This window comes from Enterobacter sp. R-25 (assembly GCF_049913205.1).
GTDB classification, from domain to species: Bacteria; Pseudomonadota; Gammaproteobacteria; order Enterobacterales; family Enterobacteriaceae; genus Enterobacter; species Enterobacter ludwigii.
The window spans coordinates 812,271-829,969 of the sequence record NZ_CP183982.1; the positions used below are offsets into that span (position 1 = coordinate 812,271).

Here is a 17,699-nt window from a genome sequence, read left to right on the forward strand (position 1 = left end):
GTTAAATCCTCGAGCGGGGTATGTTGTTAGTGACTCTCTGCCAGCACGGCACAGAGCTGTTTTGCGGCGAGGATAATACGCGGGCTGGCGCGTTCAAACCAGTCACTGGTGAGGGGGATCACCGGTATTTTTAGCTGACGTTGCCAGAATTGTTCAATTTTAGGAATCTCGCTCGCATTTCCGACCACCACGATGGCCTGTGGCTGGCGTGCGAGCACCTGTTCCCGGCTGACCTGAGGCCACGGCACCCGGCTGGCTGCAAAGATGTTTTCACCGCCGCAGATTTCCAGCACCTGATTCTGAATGGATCCTTTCCCGGTGGTGAACAGCGGCTGGCTGCCAAACTGCAGGAAGATGCGTTTTTTGACGGGGGTATCATAGCGGGATTTCAGTGCGGCATAGTCGCTGAGCATCTGTTTCGCGGCATTCTCGGCTTTTGCTGGGGTAGGGCTGTAGGGGGCCAGAGAACGCAGTGCCTGAGCGACCTGCTCAATGCTCACCGCATCAATCCACATCACCTTGATCCCAAGCGAGGAGAGCTGGTTGACCTGCCGCTCGGCGTTACCGCCGCGCCAGGCGAGCACGAGATCGGGTTTAAGCGCCACGATGCGCTCAATGTTCATCCCTTGCCAGGTCGCCACCTGTTCAATATGGGCCGCTTGCGGAGGGTAATCCGAAAAGCTGCTCACGCCGACAGGCGTGATCCCGGCGGCAAAGGCCAGTTCGGTGTTTGCCGGAGAGAGCGTAATCACACGCGGCGCGGCAAATAGCCATGCCGGTGCGAGAAAAAGCAGGGCGACCAGCGCCCTGATGTATGGGTTACCCACGAGCCAGTTTCTGCACCAGGCGCTCCACCATCACGGTGGACTGTTTTGCCGCAACGGTCAGGAACTCGTCGAAGCTGATATGAGACTGCTGGTCAGCCACGTCGGAGATGGCGCGAACCACCACGAACGGAACGTTGAAGTTATGGCAAACGTGAGCAATGGCGGTCGCTTCCATCTCAACGGCAACGGCCTGAGGGAAGTTATGACGAATTTTCGCCAGGCCGACGGAGCCATTGATGAACGCATCACCGCTGACGATCAGGCCGCGTACCGCGTTGAGGTTCAGCTCAGCGATGCAGCTTTCAGCCGCCGCAATCAGTTTGTCATCGGCTTTAAACCCGGCCGGGCAACCCGGAAGCTGACCGTATTCGTAGCCGAATGCGGTAACGTCTGCATCGTGGTAACGCGCTTCATCGGAAACAACGATATCACCGACTTTCAGCGTCGACGCCAGGCCGCCTGCAGAACCGGTGTTAATGATAACGTCCGGCTTGCAGCGTTCGAGCAGCAGGGTCGCGCCCAGCGCAGCAGCAACCTTACCGATGCCTGATTTCAGCAGAGCGACGTCAACGCCATTCAACTGGCCGGTATAGATCTCACAGCCACCGAGGGAGAGAGTCTGACGGTTCTCAATTTTGTCACGCAGCAGCGTAACTTCTTCTTCCATTGCACCAATAATGCCGATTTTCATAGATTTACTCGCGATGTGCCTTGTTAAGATGCATAGTCTATCATGCGGTTAAGAGGAAACGCATTCTCACGCGGGGGAGCACATGTCACCAATCGATTTTCGCACCAAAATTAACTGGCACCGACGTTTCCGTTCGCCGCAGGGCGACAAGAGCGAGCATGAGATCCTGCGTATCTTCGAAAGCGATCGCGGGCGGATCATAAACTCGCCGGCAATCCGTCGGTTACAGCAAAAAACCCAGGTGTTTCCGCTTGAACGTAACGCTGCGGTGCGTACGCGCTTAACGCATTCTATGGAAGTTCAGCAGGTTGGCCGCTACATTGCCAAAGAGATCTTAAGCCGTCTCAAAGAGCAGCAGCTCCTCGAAACCTATGGGCTGAATGAGCTGACCGGGCCGTTTGAGAGCATCGTTGAGATGGCCTGCCTGATGCATGACATCGGTAACCCGCCCTTTGGTCATTTTGGCGAAGCCGCCATAAATGACTGGTTTAAACAGCGGCTTTATCCTGCTGATGCGGTAAGCCAGCCTCTGAGCGATGACCGCTGCCTGGTGCGGGATTTACGCCTGCGCGAAGGTGAAGACGCGCTGAACGACCTGCGGCGTAAAGTCCGTCACGACCTCTGTCACTTCGAAGGCAATGCGCAGGGGATCCGGCTGGTCCACTCCCTGATGCGTATGAACCTGACCTGGGCCCAGGTGGGGTGCATCCTGAAATATACGCGACCGGCCTGGTGGATGGGCGAGACGCCCGCGTCGCACAGTTATTTGATGAAAAAGCCGGGCTATTATCTTTCTGAAGAAGCCTATATAGAGCGCCTGCGTAAAGAACTTTCTCTGACACCAAACGGCCGCTTCCCCTTAACCTGGATTATGGAAGCTGCCGACGACATTTCATATTGTGTTGCCGACCTGGAAGACGCCGTTGAGAAAAGAATATTCAGCGTCGAAGAACTTTATCAGCATCTTTATGAGGCCTGGGGAACGCATGAAAAAGGCTCGCTGTTTGCTCAGGTTGTCGAAAATGCCTGGGAGAAATCGCGTTCAAATACATTAAGCCGCAGCACGGAAGATCAGTTCTTTATGTATTTACGGGTCAATACATTAAATAAACTGGTGCCTTATGCCGCCTCGCGCTTTATAGACAACCTGCCGTTAATTTATAGCGGCGAATTCAACCATGCGTTGCTGGAAGATGACAGCAGCTTTAGCCAGCTTCTTGAGCTCTATAAAAACGTGGCCGTGCGTCATGTTTTCAGCCATCCGGATGTTGAACAGCTTGAGCTGCAGGGATACAGGGTTATCAGTGGGTTACTCGAAATCTATCGGCCTCTGCTGCAATTATCCGTCGACGAGTTCAGCGAACTGGTGGAAAAAGAGCGCGTACGGCGAATACCGATTGAATCCCGGCTTTATCAGAAACTTTCAACCCGCCACCGTCTGGCTTATGTCGAAGCCATCGGCAAGCTGGATCGTCAGTCGCCCCAGTGGCCGGTGATGGAATATTATTATCGCTGCCGTCTTATCCAGGACTATATCAGCGGGATGACAGATTTGTATGCCTGGGATGAATACCGCAAGCTCATGGCGGTGGAATAAGCACGGAGTTTTGTAAAGACGGCCAATAAATTTTTACCTTTTCCATAAACTTATGGCCGGAACTAAGCGGTATAAAATGAATCTGAGTTACACAGCAATTTTGCGTTATCTGTAAATCGAGATTAAGACACATGAAAAAAACCACATTAGCAATGAGTGCACTGGCTCTGAGTTTAGGTTTAGCGCTGTCTCCTCTGACTGCTACTGCAGCTGAGACCGCATCGTCGGCAGCGACCGCGCAGCAGATGCCAAGCCTGGCACCGATGCTCGAAAAAGTGATGCCATCGGTGGTGAGTATTAACGTTGAGGGCAGCACAACCGTCAATACGCCGCGTATGCCGCGTAACTTCCAGCAGTTCTTTGGTGATAACTCACCTTTCTGCCAGGACGGTTCGCCATTCCAGAGCTCCCCGTTCTGTCAGGGCGGTGGTGCAGGGGATGACACCCAGGGGGGTGGCCAGCAGCAGAAATTCATGGCGCTTGGCTCGGGTGTGATTATCGATGCGGCGAAAGGCTACGTCGTGACCAACAACCACGTTGTTGATAACGCCAACAGCATTAAGGTCCAACTGAGCGACGGGCGTAAATTTGATGCCAAAGTGGTCGGGAAAGACCCGCGCTCCGATATCGCGTTGATCCAGATTCAGGATCCGAAAAACCTGACGGCGATTAAAATTGCCGACTCCGATGCGCTGCGTGTCGGTGATTATACCGTCGCTATCGGTAACCCGTTCGGTCTGGGTGAAACCGTAACCTCGGGGATTGTTTCCGCGCTGGGTCGTAGCGGCCTCAACGCCGAAAACTATGAAAACTTCATCCAGACGGATGCCGCCATCAACCGGGGTAACTCCGGCGGTGCGCTGGTGAACCTGAACGGTGAGCTGATTGGTATCAACACCGCGATCCTTGCACCAGACGGTGGCAATATCGGGATCGGCTTTGCTATCCCAAGTAACATGGTGAAAAACCTGACCGCGCAGATGGTGCAGTATGGCCAGGTGAAACGCGGTGAACTGGGGATTCTGGGTACCGAACTGAATTCCGAACTGGCTAAGGCGATGAAAGTTGATGCCCAGCGCGGCGCATTTGTCAGCCAGGTGATGCCAAACTCCTCCGCGGCGAAAGCGGGCATTAAAGCGGGTGATGTTATCACCTCCCTGAACGGGAAACCGATCAGCAGCTTTGCCGCGCTGCGTGCTGAAGTGGGCTCCATGCCGATTGGCAGCAAAGTCACCCTCGGCCTGCTGCGTGACGGTAAACCGGTTAACGTGAGCCTGGAACTGCAGCAGAGCAGCCAGAATCAGGTTGATTCCAGCACCATCTTCAGCGGCATTGAAGGCGCCGAGATGAGCAATAAAGGTCAGGACAAAGGCGTTGTGGTAAACAACGTTAAAGCGAACAGCCCGGCTGCGCGCATTGGCCTGAAAAAAGGCGATGTGATCATGGGTGCGAACCAGCAGCCAGTGAAAAACATTGCTGAACTGCGCAAAATTCTGGACAGCAAACCTTCCGTGCTGGCGTTGAATATTCAGCGTGGTGATACCTCAATTTACTTGCTGATGCAGTAATCCTCTCAGGCCCCTGTTTCAAATGAGCAGGGGCTTTTCACCTTTCTGTGACCTTTTCCACAACTCCATACTTCTCCCTTTCACTTTGTGCATTCGCACAATGCAGCGGTAGCTGAACTTCCCTATGCTTGAGCTCTGCTCACAGGAGGGTTACATGGCTGGCTGGCATCTCGATACCAAAATGGCGCAGGATATTGTGGCACGCACCATGCGCATCATTGATACCAATATCAACGTAATGGATGCCCGTGGGCGCATTATTGGCAGTGGCGATCGTGAGCGTATTGGGGAATTGCACGAAGGGGCGCTGCTGGTGCTCTCCCAGGGGCGGGTGGTGGACATCGACGATGCGGTGGCGAAACACCTGCACGGTGTCCGTCAGGGCATCAATTTACCGCTGCGTCTTGAGGGGGAAATTGTTGGCGTTATCGGCCTGACCGGCGAGCCGGAGTCGCTGCGAAAATATGGCGAACTGGTCTGTATGACGGCGGAGATGATGCTTGAGCAGTCGCGCCTGATGCATCTGCTCGCCCAGGACAGCCGTCTGCGTGAAGAGCTGGTGATGAACCTGATTCAGGCGGATGAGCATACCCCTGCACTCAATGAATGGGCGCAGCGCCTGGGAATCGATCTGAATCAACCGCGCGTCGTGGCGGTAATTGAGGTGGACAGCGGCCAGCTTGGCGTCGACAGTGCGATGGCTGAGCTGCAGCAGCTGCAAAATGCGCTGGCGACACCGGAACGCGATAACCTGGTGGCGATTGTCTCTCTGACGGAAATGGTGGTGCTCAAGCCCGCGCTGAACGCGTTCGGGCGCTGGGATGCAGAAGATCATCGTCGTCGCGTGGAGCAGTTGATTGCCCGCATGAAGGAGAATGGTCAGCTTCGTTTTCGCGTCGCGCTGGGCAATTACTTCACCGGTCCGGGCAGTATTGCCCGCTCCTGGCGTACTGCCCGCACCACCATGATGGTGGGTAAGCAGCGGATGCCGGAAAGCCGCAGTTATTTCTACCAGGATCTGATGCTGCCGGTGCTGCTCGACAGCCTGCGCGGTGGCTGGCAGGCCAATGAGCTGGCACGTCCGTTAGCGCGCCTCAAGGCGATGGACAACAACGGTCTGCTGCGTCGGACGCTGCAGGCGTGGTTCCGTCATAACGTACAGCCGCTGGCAACGTCGAAAGCGCTGTTTATACATCGCAATACGCTGGAATATCGACTGAACCGGATTTCGGAGCTGACAGGGCTGGATCTGGGGAGCTTTGACGACAGGCTGCTGCTTTATGTGGCGTTACAGCTCGATGAGCAGAGATGAGTGGAATACGGCCTGATGCCCTTACGCCATCCCTTTCCACGGGAGAGGGCGCAAACACTAAAACGGCAATCAAAGATTGCCGTTTTAAGTTTATTTCCGGGTAAGCTTTTCAAGATCCGCTTCGATTTCGCTAATCTTGTTGGTGACTACGCTTTCAAGGTGACGCAGATCGTCGAGGATCTTACGTTTGAGATCGACTTCAGTGCGGTCGCGCTGACAGATCTGATCGAGTTCATCGATCACATAGCGCAGATTAGGGCTGATTTCCTGAACTTCTTTGTATCCCTGTCCTACACCGTCAGCGACGACGGTCTTACGCTGGCGTGGATATTTAAACTTCACGCTCTTGGCGAAAAACTCTCCTTTGTCCTTGTGAAAATAGATTTTCAGAATGTCGTTATTAGCTTCCTGGCGAAGGCTGTAACGATCAATTTCATCAGGATTGGTAATGCCCAGACTTTTCAGATTATCGTACATAGCGGTACCCTTGATCTCAACATAACCTTTGAATAATTAACGAAAAAATCTATTTTCGCCACCCTCAGATATGAAAAAAGCGGGGTGGCCCCCGCTTTTTGTTATATCCGATTAATCGATGGTGCGCAGCAACTCATTGATGCCCACCTTACCGCGGGTTTTCGCATCAACTTTCTTCACGATAACCGCACAGTACAGGCTGTACTTGCCATCTTTTGACGGCAGGTTGCCGGAGACCACAACGGAACCGGCCGGCACGCGACCGTAGTGAATTTCACCGGTCTCACGATCGTAAATACGGGTACTCTGACCGATGTAAACGCCCATCGAGATAACGGAGCCTTCCTCAACGATCACGCCTTCCACCACTTCAGAGCGCGCGCCGATGAAGCAGTTATCTTCGATGATGGTTGGGTTAGCCTGCAGTGGCTCCAGTACACCACCGATACCCACGCCGCCGGACAGGTGAACGTTTTTACCGATCTGCGCGCAGGAGCCGACGGTTGCCCAGGTATCCACCATGGAGCCTTCGTCTACGTAAGCACCGATGTTAACGTAGGAGGGCATCAGCACGGTGTTACGCGCGATGAACGCACCCTGACGTACGGCCGCTGGCGGTACTACGCGGAAGCCTTCTTTCTGGAAGCGAGCTTCGTCGTAGTCAGCGAATTTCATAGGGACTTTATCGAAGTAGCGGCTTTCTGCTCCGTCGATAACCTGGTTATCATTGATACGGAAAGAGAGCAGCACGGCTTTCTTCAGCCATTGATGAGTTACCCACTGACCGTCGATTTTTTCTGCTACACGTAGCGCGCCGGAATCCAGCAGAGAAATAACCTGATTAACCGCTTTACGGGTAACGGTATCCACATTTGCCGGAGTAATCTCGGCGCGACGCTCAAAAGCGGACTCAATAACGTTCTGTAACTGCTGCATTGTTTACTCTTTCCATTTCACTAAAAAACACGTCACCCTTTATCGTTTGGATTGAGGGCTGCTGTCAACCGTTGTTGCACTTCAAGTTGCAGGTCATTATTAAGGGCACGCCGGTCGGCGGTGGCGATTATAAATAAATCTTCTACTCGTTCGCCAATGGTTGTAATTCTGGCGCCGTGAAGCGAAATTCCCAGATCGGCAAAAACCTGGCCGACGCGGGCGAGCAGCCCTGGCTGGTCGAGCGCGATCAGCTCCAGGAACGATTTACGATCGGTGTGGGTCGGCAGGAAATTGACCTCGGTATCGACGGTAAAGTGGCGTAATTTCGACGGCTGACGACGCGGCTGCGGTGGCTGCCAGCTGCGCTGGGTGATCGCCTGTTCCAGGCCAAAACGTATCCCTTCATGGCGGTCCGACGACAGCGGGCTTCCGTCTGGCTCCAGCACAATAAAGGTGTCCATCGCCATGCCGTCCCGGGTGGTGAAAATCTGCGCGTCGTGAACGCTCAGGTTACGCCTGTCCAGTTCGGCACAAACCGCAGCAAACAGATAAGGCCGATCCGGACTCCAGATAAAGATCTCGGTACCGCCGCGCGTGGCCTGCGGACTGAGGAGGATCATCGGCTGCGATAAATCATGCTGAAGCAGATGTCGCGCATGCCAGGCAAGCTGGTTTGGGCTGTGGCGGACAAAATAGTTGGCACGACAGCGCGCCCAAATCTGATGCAGCGCCTCTTCATCAATGTTATCCATCCGCAACAGCGCCAGCGCCTGCAGCTGATGATGGCGTACACGCTCGCGCATGTCCGGGGTGTTTTGCATCCCGCGGCGCAGCTGTTTTTCGGTGGCAAAGTACAACTCGCGCAACAGGCTTTGCTTCCAGCTGTTCCACAGCGTTTCGTTGGTGGCACAAATATCGGCTACCGTCAGGCAGACCAGATAGCGCAGGCGGTTTTCCGTCTGAACCTCTTCTGCAAACTGCTTGATGACCTCCGGATCCTGAATGTCACGACGCTGCGCGGTGACGGACATCAGCAGGTGATGGCGTACCAGCCAGGCAACCAGCTGCGTCTCGCGAGAGTTCAGTCCATGCAGTTCGGCAAATTTCAGCACGTCCTGCGCGCCGAGCACCGAGTGGTCACCGCCGCGACCTTTGGCGATGTCGTGGAACAGGGCGGCAATCAGGATCAGTTCCGGGTGGGTCAGACGTGGCCACAGTTCGACGCACAGTGGGTGACGTGAGCGTGTCTCTTCTCTGGCAAAGCTCTCCAGCTTGAGCATGACGCGGATCGTGTGTTCATCCACCGTATAGGCGTGGAACAGATCGAACTGCATCTGCCCGACGATATGTGACCACTGTGGCATATAGGCCCACAGCACGCTGTGGCGATGCATCGGCAGAAGCCCACGGCTGACGGCACCCGGATGGCGCAACATACTGAGAAAAAGGGATCGGGCTTCCGGGATATAGCACAGTGGCTGCGTCAGATGACGGCGCGCATGGCGCAGATGACGCAGCGTTGTGGAGTAGATCCCGGTGATCGTGCTATTGCGAACCATGGTGTAGAACATCCGCAGGATCGCTTCCGGCTCACGGATAAACAGCGTTTCGTCGCGCAGATCGATAAGCGTGCCGCGCAGCTGGAATTCATCATCGATCGGCCGCGGTTTTTCGTCCGCCGTCAGGGCCAGGATCGCTTCGTCGAACAGCTGCAGCAGCATCTGGTTCAGTTCAGTGACGCGACGGGTAACGCGGAAGAAATCCTTCATCATGTGCTCAACCGGCTCGTTACCTTCACCGCGGTAGTTGAGGCGCTGCGCCACGCTGAGCTGACGGTCAAACAGCAGACGGTTATCGTAGCGGCTAAGCTCGAGATGCAGGGCAAAACGGATCCGCCAGAGCAGGTGTAGACACTCATTCAGCTCGTTTCGCTCAGCCTCGGTTAAAAAGCCGAAGCCAACCATCTCGTCCATTGAGGTAGCGCCAAAGTGGCGGCGGGCCACCCACTGCAGCGTGTGAATGTCGCGCAGTCCGCCCGGACTGCTTTTTATATCCGGCTCCAGGTTATAGCTGGTGCCGTGGTAGCGCTGGTGACGCTGATTCTGCTCCTCGACCTTCGCGGCGAAGAATTTTTCTGAAGGCCAGAAGCCGTCGCTGAAAATGTGTTTTTGCAGCTCCAGGAACAACGCAACGTCGCCAATCAACAGGCGGGTTTCAATCAGGTTGGTGGCGACGGTCAGGTCAGATAATCCTTCGAGCAGGCACTCTTCCAGCGTGCGCACGCTGTGGCCCACTTCAAGCTTTACATCCCACAGCAGCGTCAGCAGTTCGCCAATTTTCTGCGCCTGTTCATCCGGCAGCTTTTTGCGGCTTAAAATCAGTAAGTCGATATCGGAAAGCGGATGAAGCTCACCGCGGCCATAGCCCCCGACGGCGACCAGTGCCACGTCACTGATCTGCCCAAACCCGTAATCAATCCACAGACGCTGCAGGAGCTGGTCGATAAACTCGGTGCGAGCTTCAATAAGCTGCTCCGCGGAGATGCCGGCATCAAATGCGCTTCCGAGCCAGCGCTGGAAGACATCCTTATGCGCCTTGATACCGGCGCAGGTCAGATCCTGCTGGGGCCAGACGCCCGGGTTATCGGGCTGGTCGGGTAGGGTGGGAAGTGCTGTGTTAGCATACTGTTCGGGTAAAAGATTACTCATCGTGCGCCACCCATAAGAAAAAGCTATAGCCATTAAAAAAGCCGGCATCTGCCGGCTTTTTTATCATTCATCGTGCGTGAGTATCGCCGGGATGGTGTCATCCTTGCGCAACGTCATAATTTCGCAGCCGTTGTCTGTTACCACAATAGTATGCTCGTACTGTGCAGACAAGCTTCTGTCTTTGGTTTTCACCGTCCAGCCATCTTTCATGGTGCGGATGCGGTAATCACCGGCGTTGACCATCGGCTCGATGGTGAAGGTCATGCCTTTTTGCAGTACCACGCCGCCGTCATCCGCATCATAGTGCAGAACCTGTGGCTCTTCGTGGAAGACACGGCCAATGCCGTGGCCGCAGTATTCACGCACAACGGAGAAACCTTCCGCTTCAACGAATTTCTGGATAGCGGCCCCGATGGTGCGCAGGCGAATGCCGGGTTTAACCATTTTCAGCGCCAGGTAGAGGCTTTCTTGCGTCACTTTGCACAGACGCTCGCCCAGAATCGTCGGCTTGCCCACGATGAACATCTTAGAGGTGTCACCGTGGTAGTCATCTTTAATGACCGTCACGTCGATGTTGACGATGTCGCCATCTTTAAGCAGTTTTTCGTTGTCCGGAATACCGTGACAAACCACTTCGTTAATCGAAATGCAGACGGATTTCGGGAAACCATGATAGCCAAGGCAGGCGGAGACCGCGTGCTGCTCATTGACGATATAGTCGTTACAAATGCGGTCCAGTTCACCCGTGCTCACGCCCGGCTTCACGTACGGCTCGATCATTTCCAGCACGTCTGCGGCCAGACGACCGGCGACGCGCATCTTTGCAATTTCTTCAGGTGTCTTAATAGAGATAGCCATGTAATCTGTCCATCAGTGTCGATTTTTTCGACAATACTAGTCTAAGTGTCGTTAATGGTATCAGTCAGGCGCACCCCGTGCCAAATTGAGAATCATTAACAGCACACTCGGCCAACAACTGTTGGTTTCTGGTCGTGTTTTGTGGTATAAAGCGCGCCGGACTTCCGATCCATTTCAGATACACAGGCTGGACGGAAGCGACAAATCTCACTTTGTGTAACAACACACACGTATCGGCACATATTCCGGGGTGCCCTTCGGGGTCGGTAATATGGGATACGTGGAGGCATAACCCCAACTTTTAATATAGAGGTTTTAAACATGGCAACTGTTTCCATGCGCGACATGCTCAAGGCTGGTGTTCACTTCGGTCACCAGACCCGTTACTGGAACCCGAAAATGAAGCCTTTCATCTTCGGCGCACGTAACAAAGTTCACATCATCAACCTTGAGAAAACTGTACCAATGTTCAACGAAGCCCTGGCTGAGCTGAACAAGATCTCTTCCCGTAAAGGTAAGATTCTGTTCGTTGGTACTAAGCGCGCTGCAAGCGAAGCTGTGAAAGATGCTGCTAACAGCTGCGATCAGTTCTTCGTGAACCATCGCTGGTTGGGCGGCATGCTGACTAACTGGAAAACCGTTCGTCAGTCCATCAAGCGCCTGAAAGATCTGGAAACCCAGTCTCAGGACGGTACTTTCGACAAGCTGACTAAGAAAGAAGCGCTGATGCGCACTCGTGAACTGGACAAGCTGGAAAACAGCCTGGGCGGTATCAAAGATATGGGCGGCCTGCCAGACGCGCTGTTCGTAATCGATGCAGACCACGAGCACATCGCAATCAAAGAAGCTAACAACCTGGGTATCCCGGTATTCGCTATCGTTGATACCAACTCCGATCCGGACGGTGTTGACTTCGTTATCCCGGGTAACGACGACGCAATCCGTGCTGTTAGCCTGTACCTGAGCGCTGTAGCTGCTACCGTTCGTGAAGGCCGTTCCCAGGATCTGGCTTCTCAGGCGGAAGAAAGCTTCGTAGAAGCTGAATAATAAGGTTTCACCCCTTATTAGTACCGTGTATGAATAGGGGCCAATTATCGGCCCCTTTTTTCAATTTACACTGTTTGGCCTCAGGCCGGGCAGTTCACATCTCCCGAGGATTTAAGAATGGCTGAAATTACCGCATCCCTGGTAAAAGAGCTGCGCGAGCGTACTGGCGCAGGCATGATGGATTGCAAAAAAGCGCTGACTGAAGCGAACGGCGACATCGAGCTGGCAATCGAAAACATGCGTAAATCCGGTGCGATCAAAGCAGCTAAAAAAGCAGGCAACGTTGCTGCTGACGGCGTGATCATCACTAAGATCGACGGCAACTACGGCATCATCTTGGAAGTTAACTGCCAGACTGACTTCGTTGCTAAAGATGGTGGTTTCCAGGCATTTGCTAACAAAGTTCTGGACGCAGCTGTTGCGGGCAAAATCACTGACGTTGAAGTTCTGAAAGCACAGTTCGAAGAAGAACGTGTTGCTCTGGTTGCTAAAATCGGTGAGAACATCAACATCCGTCGTGTTGCTTCTCTGGAAGGCGACGTTCTGGGTTCATACCAGCACGGTGCACGTATCGGTGTTCTGGTTGCGGCTAAAGGCGCTGATGAAGAGCTGGTTAAACAGCTGGCTATGCACATCGCTGCAAGCAAACCAGAATTCGTTAAGCCAGAAGACGTGTCTGCTGAAGTGGTAGAGAAAGAGTACCAGGTTCAGCTGGACATCGCGATGCAGTCTGGTAAGCCAAAAGAAATCGCAGAGAAAATGGTTGAAGGCCGCATGAAGAAATTCACCGGCGAAGTTTCTCTGACTGGCCAGCCATTCGTTATGGATCCAAGCAAGTCTGTTGCTCAGCTGCTGAAAGAGCACAACGCTGACGTGACTGGCTTCATCCGCTTCGAAGTGGGCGAAGGCATCGAGAAAGTTGAGACTGACTTCGCAGCAGAAGTTGCTGCAATGTCCAAGCAGTCTTAATGATTGAAAAGGAGCCGCCTGAGGGCGGCTTCTTTTTGTCACCCGTCACACGAAATCAGACAGGCTCCAGTATCCCTGTGCTGATATGCGACATATCATGTCGCCAGAATTAACCCCCATCTTAATCGTTGACAGTCTCAGGAAAGAAACATGGCTACCAATGCAAAACCCGTGTACAAACGCATTCTGCTTAAGCTGAGTGGCGAAGCGCTGCAGGGATCGGAAGGCTTCGGTATTGACGCAAGCATCCTTGACCGCATGGCACAGGAAATCAAAGAACTGGTCGAACTGGGTATTCAGGTTGGCGTGGTCATTGGCGGTGGCAACCTTTTCCGTGGTGCTGGTCTGGCGAAAGCGGGGATGAACCGCGTTGTGGGCGACCACATGGGTATGCTGGCAACCGTGATGAATGGCCTGGCAATGCGTGATGCGCTTCATCGCGCCTATGTGAACGCCCGCCTGATGTCCGCAATCCCATTGAATGGCGTCTGCGATAACTACAGCTGGGCAGAGGCGATTAGCCTGCTGCGCAACAACCGCGTGGTGATCCTCTCCGCCGGTACGGGTAACCCGTTCTTTACTACCGATTCCGCTGCCTGCCTGCGCGGTATCGAGATCGAAGCCGATGTGGTTCTGAAAGCGACCAAAGTGGATGGCGTGTTTACTGCCGACCCGGCAAAAGATCCGTCTGCCACCATGTACGATCAGCTGAGCTACAGCGAAGTGCTGGAAAAAGAGCTGAAAGTGATGGATCTTGCCGCCTTTACGCTGGCTCGTGACCACAAACTGCCGATCCGTGTCTTCAACATGAACAAACCTGGCGCACTGCGTCGAGTGGTCATGGGTGAAAAAGAAGGCACTTTGATCACGGAATAATTTCCGTCGGCGATAAATACAGGTAAGATTCCGCTTTATTTTGTAGTGGTATCTTACCTGGGCGCGCCTTTGGCGTTGTCAGAATTAAACGCGACTATACTTAGCACACCTGTAGCGCTGTGCTGGCGGATAGTCTGCCTGAGACAAGTTTTCAAGGATTCGTAACGTGATTAACGAAATCAGAAAAGATGCTGAAGTACGCATGGAAAAATGCGTAGAAGCGTTCAAAACCCAAATCAGCAAAATCCGTACTGGCCGTGCTTCCCCAAGCCTGCTGGATGGCATCATCGTAGAATACTACGGCACGCCAACGCCACTGCGTCAGCTGGCGAGTGTTACCGTTGAAGATACCCGTACGCTGAAAATCAACGTCTTCGATCGTTCTATGAGCCCAGCGGTTGAGAAAGCGATCATGGCGTCTGACCTGGGTCTGAACCCAAGCTCTGCGGGCGCTGACATTCGCGTTCCACTGCCTCCACTGACGGAAGAACGTCGTAAAGACCTGATCAAAGTCGTTCGTGGTGAAGCTGAGCAGGGTCGCGTATCCGTGCGTAACGTACGTCGTGATGCGAACGACAAACTCAAAGCGCTGCTGAAAGAAAAAGAGATCAGTGAAGATGACGATCGTCGTTCTCAGGACGACATTCAGAAGATGACGGATGCTGCGATCAAGAAAATTGATGCGGCGCTGGCAGATAAAGAAGCGGAACTGATGCAGTTCTGATTTCTGTCGTACACTGATAAACGCCGTTCAGAAGGACTTCGGGTCTTGCTGGCGGCGTTTTGCTTTTATCTGGTCTAACTTTTTCGGGCATCTCATGAAGCATTTAACACTCCTTGGCTCAACCGGCTCTATCGGTTGCAGCACTCTCGACGTTGTTCGCCATAATCCTGAACATTACACCGTGACCGCGCTGGTGGCCGGTAAGAATGTGCAGCGTATGATCGAACAGTGCCTGGAGTTTACGCCTCGCTATGCGGTTATGGATGACGAAGAGAGCGCCCGCCTGCTCACCGCGCAGTTGCGTGAGAAAGGCTGTCGTACCGAAGTCCTGAGCGGCCAGCAGGCGGCCTGCGACATGGCTGCGCTGGATGAGGTTGATCAGGTCATGGCGGCAATCGTCGGGGCTGCAGGGCTGCTACCGACGCTTGCCGCTATTGATGCCGGTAAAGAGGTTCTGCTGGCTAACAAAGAGTCGCTGGTGACCTGCGGACGTCTCTTTATGGAGGCGGTGAAGCAGCGCGGGGCGCGTCTTTTACCGGTCGACAGCGAGCACAACGCGATTTTTCAGAGTTTACCGCAACCTTTTCAGCAGAACCTGGGGTACGCTGACCTGGAGCAGAATGGCGTTGTATCGATTTTGCTTACCGGGTCAGGTGGCCCGTTCCGTGAAACGCCACTGTCTGCACTGAGCGCAATGACGCCTCAGCAGGCGTGCCGTCATCCGAACTGGTCAATGGGGCGTAAAATCTCCGTTGACTCCGCCACCATGATGAACAAAGGTCTGGAATACATTGAAGCGCGCTGGCTGTTCAATGCGTCGGCGAAACAGATGGAAGTGCTGATCCACCCGCAATCGGTGATTCACTCGATGGTACGCTATCAGGATGGCAGCGTCCTTGCGCAACTGGGCGAACCGGACATGCGCACGCCTATCGCGCATGCCATGGCGTGGCCGAATCGGGTGAAGTCCGGGGCGAAACCGCTCGATTTTTGCAAGCTGAGTTCACTGACCTTTAGCGAACCGGACTACGATCGTTATCCGTGTCTGAAGCTTGCGATGAAAGCCTTTGACCAGGGGCAGGCGGCGACGACGGCACTTAATGCAGCTAATGAAATTACCGTTGAGGCATTTCTGAATCAGCAGATCCGATTTACCGATATTGCGACGTTGAATTTATCGGTACTGGAAATGATGGATTTGCGCGAACCACAAAGCGTGGAAGAGGTGCTGGCGGTGGATGCACAGGCTCGCGTTATTGCACGTAAGCAGGTGACACGCCTCGCAAGCTGGTGATAAAGCAAGCACTAGTGGTTGTGCTATTTGTTAGCGTTGGGCTTCAGTGATATAGTCTGCGCCACCTGATCGCAGGTATTTGACTTTACGTGGTCAGGTAAGCCGTGGTTTGACACGGCTTTTTTACGTATAGGCTTCAGTATTCCTGAGTACCGTTAAATCCTTTTCAGGGACCAAAAACGCGTTATGTTGTCTGCGAATCAACCAATAAGCGAAAACTTGCCAGCTCATGGCTGCCGTCATGTAGCAATCATTATGGATGGCAACGGCCGCTGGGCGAAAAGACAAGGGAAGATACGAGCCTTTGGGCATAAAGCTGGGGCGAAATCTGTTCGCCGCGCCGTTTCTTTTGCCGCCAATAACGGCATTGATGCGTTAACGCTCTATGCTTTTAGCAGTGAAAACTGGAATCGACCGCCGCAGGAAGTGACCGCGTTGATGGAATTGTTTGTGTGGGCGCTCGATAGCGAAGTAAAAAGCCTGCACCGCCACAACGTCCGTCTGCGTATTATCGGCGAAACCAGTCGTTTTAACTCACGTTTGCAGGAACGGATTCGTAAAGCAGAAGCGCTGACTGAAAATAATACCGGTCTGACGCTCAATATCGCGGCGAATTACGGTGGACGCTGGGATATTATCCAGGGCGTTCGGCATCTGGCCGAACAGGTTCAGGAAGGGCTGTTGAGACCCGACCAAATTGATGAAGAGGCGCTGAGTAAGCAAATCTGCATGAATGAACTGGCACCTGTGGATTTGGTAATTAGGACAGGGGGAGAACATCGCATCAGTAACTTTTTGCTGTGGCAAATTGCCTACGCCGAACTTTACTTTACTGATGTTCTTTGGCCCGATTTTGATGAACAAGACTTTGAAGGTGCGCTGCATGCCTTTGCCAATCGAGAGCGTCGTTTCGGCGGCACCGAGCCAGGTGGCGACAAAGCCTGATGGGGGTAGCTTTTGCTGAAGTATCGCCTGATTTCCGCTTTTGTATTAATACCCATTGTCATTGCGGCGCTGTTTTTACTGCCCCCGGTGGGATTCGCTATTTTGACGCTGGTGGTCTGCATGCTCGCCGCGTGGGAATGGGGTCAGTTTAGCGGCTTTACCTCACGCACTCAGCGGGTATGGCTGGCGGTACTCTGTGGCTTTATCCTGGCCCTGATGCTGTTTACCTTGCCTGAATATCACCATGATATTCATCAACCGCTGGTTGCCGGTTCCCTTTGGATATCGCTGGGCTGGTGGGTTGCCGCGCTGCTGTTGGTGCTTTTTTACCCAGGTTCCGCGGCATTCTGGCGTAATTCAAAAGTGTTGCGTCTTATTTTTGGCCTGCTCACAATTGTTCCTTTTTTCTGGGGTATGGTCGCACTGCGCGCCTGGCACTATGACGAAAACCACTACAGCGGCGCGATCTGGCTGCTTTATGTGATGATTCTCGTCTGGGGGGCTGACTCTGGGGCCTATATGTTTGGTAAACTGTTTGGCAAACATAAACTGGCGCCAAAAGTGTCTCCGGGCAAAACCTGGCAAGGATTCATCGGCGGCCTGTTTACGGCAGCAATCATTTCCTGGGGCTATGGCGTCTGGGCGAATCTGGAAGTGGCACCGTCAATACTGCTGGTGTGCTCTATTTTTGCTGCGCTGGCCTCGGTACTCGGTGATTTAACCGAAAGTATGTTTAAGCGTGAAGCAGGGATTAAGGACAGCGGACACCTGATTCCAGGACATGGCGGTATACTGGATCGCATTGATAGCCTGACAGCGGCTGTTCCAGTGTTTGCGTGCTTGCTTTTACTGGTATTCGGGACGATTTAA

Annotated in this window: 16 protein-coding genes; 10 read left to right on the top strand and 6 right to left on the bottom strand. The window is 53.6% G+C overall.

Annotated elements, in window-relative coordinates; translation table 11 throughout:
* Positions 1-26: 26 nt before the first annotated feature.
* Together btuF and mtnN are read right to left on the bottom strand one after the other, a co-directional pair.
* The gene (gene btuF, locus ACN9MQ_RS03820) at positions 27-827 is read right to left on the bottom strand and encodes a vitamin B12 ABC transporter substrate-binding protein BtuF (RefSeq protein ID WP_244047685.1); all 801 of its coding nucleotides are present in this window, start codon (positions 825-827) and stop codon (positions 27-29) included.
* On the bottom strand, positions 820-1,518 hold the full coding sequence (mtnN, locus tag ACN9MQ_RS03825; protein ID WP_014168692.1) for a 5'-methylthioadenosine/S-adenosylhomocysteine nucleosidase: 699 nt from the start codon (positions 1,516-1,518) through the stop codon (positions 820-822). Before mtnN ends, btuF begins: the two co-directional genes overlap by 8 nt.
* Positions 1,519-1,600: 82 nt before the next feature.
* Here mtnN and dgt point away from each other — a divergent pair, with 82 nt between their 5' ends.
* The 3 genes from dgt to cdaR all read left to right on the top strand — a co-directional run bounded on the left by dgt (position 1,601) and on the right by cdaR (position 5,995).
* Positions 1,601-3,115, top strand: a complete 1,515-nt coding sequence (gene dgt / locus ACN9MQ_RS03830) for a dGTPase (protein WP_047743453.1) — start codon at positions 1,601-1,603, stop codon at positions 3,113-3,115.
* A 131-nt stretch (positions 3,116-3,246) separates the two neighbouring features.
* Complete coding sequence (gene degP / locus ACN9MQ_RS03835) at positions 3,247-4,683, top strand: serine endoprotease DegP (RefSeq protein WP_032679638.1); 1,437 nt, start codon at positions 3,247-3,249, stop codon at positions 4,681-4,683.
* Between the two features lie 154 nt (positions 4,684-4,837).
* The gene (gene cdaR, locus ACN9MQ_RS03840) at positions 4,838-5,995 is read left to right on the top strand and encodes a DNA-binding transcriptional regulator CdaR (protein WP_020882613.1); all 1,158 of its coding nucleotides are present in this window, start codon (positions 4,838-4,840) and stop codon (positions 5,993-5,995) included.
* Positions 5,996-6,085: 90 nt separating this feature from the next.
* Here cdaR and ACN9MQ_RS03845 read toward each other — a convergent pair whose 3' ends face one another.
* The 4 genes from ACN9MQ_RS03845 to map all read right to left on the bottom strand — a co-directional run bounded on the left by ACN9MQ_RS03845 (position 6,086) and on the right by map (position 10,974).
* Positions 6,086-6,472 carry a DUF3461 family protein gene (locus ACN9MQ_RS03845; protein ID WP_014168696.1) on the bottom strand — a complete coding sequence of 129 codons (387 nt, stop codon included), beginning with the start codon at positions 6,470-6,472 and terminating at the stop codon, positions 6,086-6,088.
* Between the two features lie 111 nt (positions 6,473-6,583).
* Positions 6,584-7,408 (bottom strand): 2,3,4,5-tetrahydropyridine-2,6-dicarboxylate N-succinyltransferase, encoded by an 825-nt coding sequence (gene dapD / locus ACN9MQ_RS03850; protein WP_426021218.1) that lies wholly within the window; start codon positions 7,406-7,408, stop codon positions 6,584-6,586.
* Positions 7,409-7,440: 32 nt separating this feature from the next.
* Positions 7,441-10,116 (bottom strand): bifunctional uridylyltransferase/uridylyl-removing protein GlnD, encoded by a 2,676-nt coding sequence (gene glnD / locus ACN9MQ_RS03855; protein WP_426021217.1) that lies wholly within the window; start codon positions 10,114-10,116, stop codon positions 7,441-7,443.
* A 63-nt stretch (positions 10,117-10,179) separates the two neighbouring features.
* Entirely contained in the window at positions 10,180-10,974 is a 795-nt protein-coding gene (map, locus tag ACN9MQ_RS03860) for a type I methionyl aminopeptidase (protein WP_020882616.1), read from the bottom strand.
* A gap of 321 nt (positions 10,975-11,295) precedes the next feature.
* Here map and rpsB point away from each other — a divergent pair, with 321 nt between their 5' ends.
* The 7 genes from rpsB to cdsA all read left to right on the top strand — a co-directional run bounded on the left by rpsB (position 11,296) and on the right by cdsA (position 17,699).
* Positions 11,296-12,021 carry a 30S ribosomal protein S2 gene (rpsB, locus tag ACN9MQ_RS03865; RefSeq protein WP_003856207.1) on the top strand — a complete coding sequence of 242 codons (726 nt, stop codon included), beginning with the start codon at positions 11,296-11,298 and terminating at the stop codon, positions 12,019-12,021.
* A gap of 117 nt (positions 12,022-12,138) precedes the next feature.
* Entirely contained in the window at positions 12,139-12,990 is an 852-nt protein-coding gene (tsf, locus tag ACN9MQ_RS03870; protein WP_008501911.1) for a translation elongation factor Ts, read from the top strand.
* Positions 12,991-13,140: 150 nt separating this feature from the next.
* On the top strand, positions 13,141-13,866 hold the full coding sequence (gene pyrH, locus ACN9MQ_RS03875) for a UMP kinase (RefSeq protein WP_003856194.1): 726 nt from the start codon (positions 13,141-13,143) through the stop codon (positions 13,864-13,866).
* Positions 13,867-14,032: 166 nt separating this feature from the next.
* Entirely contained in the window at positions 14,033-14,590 is a 558-nt protein-coding gene (gene frr / locus ACN9MQ_RS03880; protein ID WP_014168702.1) for a ribosome recycling factor, read from the top strand.
* A gap of 94 nt (positions 14,591-14,684) precedes the next feature.
* Entirely contained in the window at positions 14,685-15,884 is a 1,200-nt protein-coding gene (gene ispC, locus ACN9MQ_RS03885) for a 1-deoxy-D-xylulose-5-phosphate reductoisomerase (protein WP_426021216.1), read from the top strand.
* Between the two features lie 186 nt (positions 15,885-16,070).
* Entirely contained in the window at positions 16,071-16,829 is a 759-nt protein-coding gene (ispU, locus tag ACN9MQ_RS03890) for a (2E,6E)-farnesyl-diphosphate-specific ditrans,polycis-undecaprenyl-diphosphate synthase (RefSeq protein WP_014168704.1), read from the top strand.
* A gap of 12 nt (positions 16,830-16,841) precedes the next feature.
* A complete protein-coding gene (gene cdsA / locus ACN9MQ_RS03895) occupies positions 16,842-17,699 on the top strand; it encodes a phosphatidate cytidylyltransferase (protein ID WP_014168705.1) in 858 nt (285 codons plus the stop codon).

What these genes read in the sequence shown, in the direction of transcription:
- mtnN (WP_014168692.1), bottom strand. Translation starts at nt 1,518, where the DNA reads ATGAAAATCGGCATTATTGGTGCAATGGAAGAAGAAGTTACGCTGCTG.
- dgt (WP_047743453.1), top strand. Translation starts at nt 1,601, where the DNA reads ATGTCACCAATCGATTTTCGCACCAAAATTAACTGGCACCGACGTTTC.
- degP (WP_032679638.1), top strand. Translation starts at nt 3,247, where the DNA reads ATGAAAAAAACCACATTAGCAATGAGTGCACTGGCTCTGAGTTTAGGT.
- cdaR (WP_020882613.1), top strand. Translation starts at nt 4,838, where the DNA reads ATGGCTGGCTGGCATCTCGATACCAAAATGGCGCAGGATATTGTGGCA.
- ACN9MQ_RS03845 (WP_014168696.1), bottom strand. Translation starts at nt 6,472, where the DNA reads ATGTACGATAATCTGAAAAGTCTGGGCATTACCAATCCTGATGAAATT.
- dapD (WP_426021218.1), bottom strand. Translation starts at nt 7,408, where the DNA reads ATGCAGCAGTTACAGAACGTTATTGAGTCCGCTTTTGAGCGTCGCGCC.
- glnD (WP_426021217.1), bottom strand. Translation starts at nt 10,116, where the DNA reads ATGAGTAATCTTTTACCCGAACAGTATGCTAACACAGCACTTCCCACC.
- map (WP_020882616.1), bottom strand. Translation starts at nt 10,974, where the DNA reads ATGGCTATCTCTATTAAGACACCTGAAGAAATTGCAAAGATGCGCGTC.
- rpsB (WP_003856207.1), top strand. Translation starts at nt 11,296, where the DNA reads ATGGCAACTGTTTCCATGCGCGACATGCTCAAGGCTGGTGTTCACTTC.
- tsf (WP_008501911.1), top strand. Translation starts at nt 12,139, where the DNA reads ATGGCTGAAATTACCGCATCCCTGGTAAAAGAGCTGCGCGAGCGTACT.
- pyrH (WP_003856194.1), top strand. Translation starts at nt 13,141, where the DNA reads ATGGCTACCAATGCAAAACCCGTGTACAAACGCATTCTGCTTAAGCTG.
- ispC (WP_426021216.1), top strand. Translation starts at nt 14,685, where the DNA reads ATGAAGCATTTAACACTCCTTGGCTCAACCGGCTCTATCGGTTGCAGC.
- ispU (WP_014168704.1), top strand. Translation starts at nt 16,071, where the DNA reads ATGTTGTCTGCGAATCAACCAATAAGCGAAAACTTGCCAGCTCATGGC.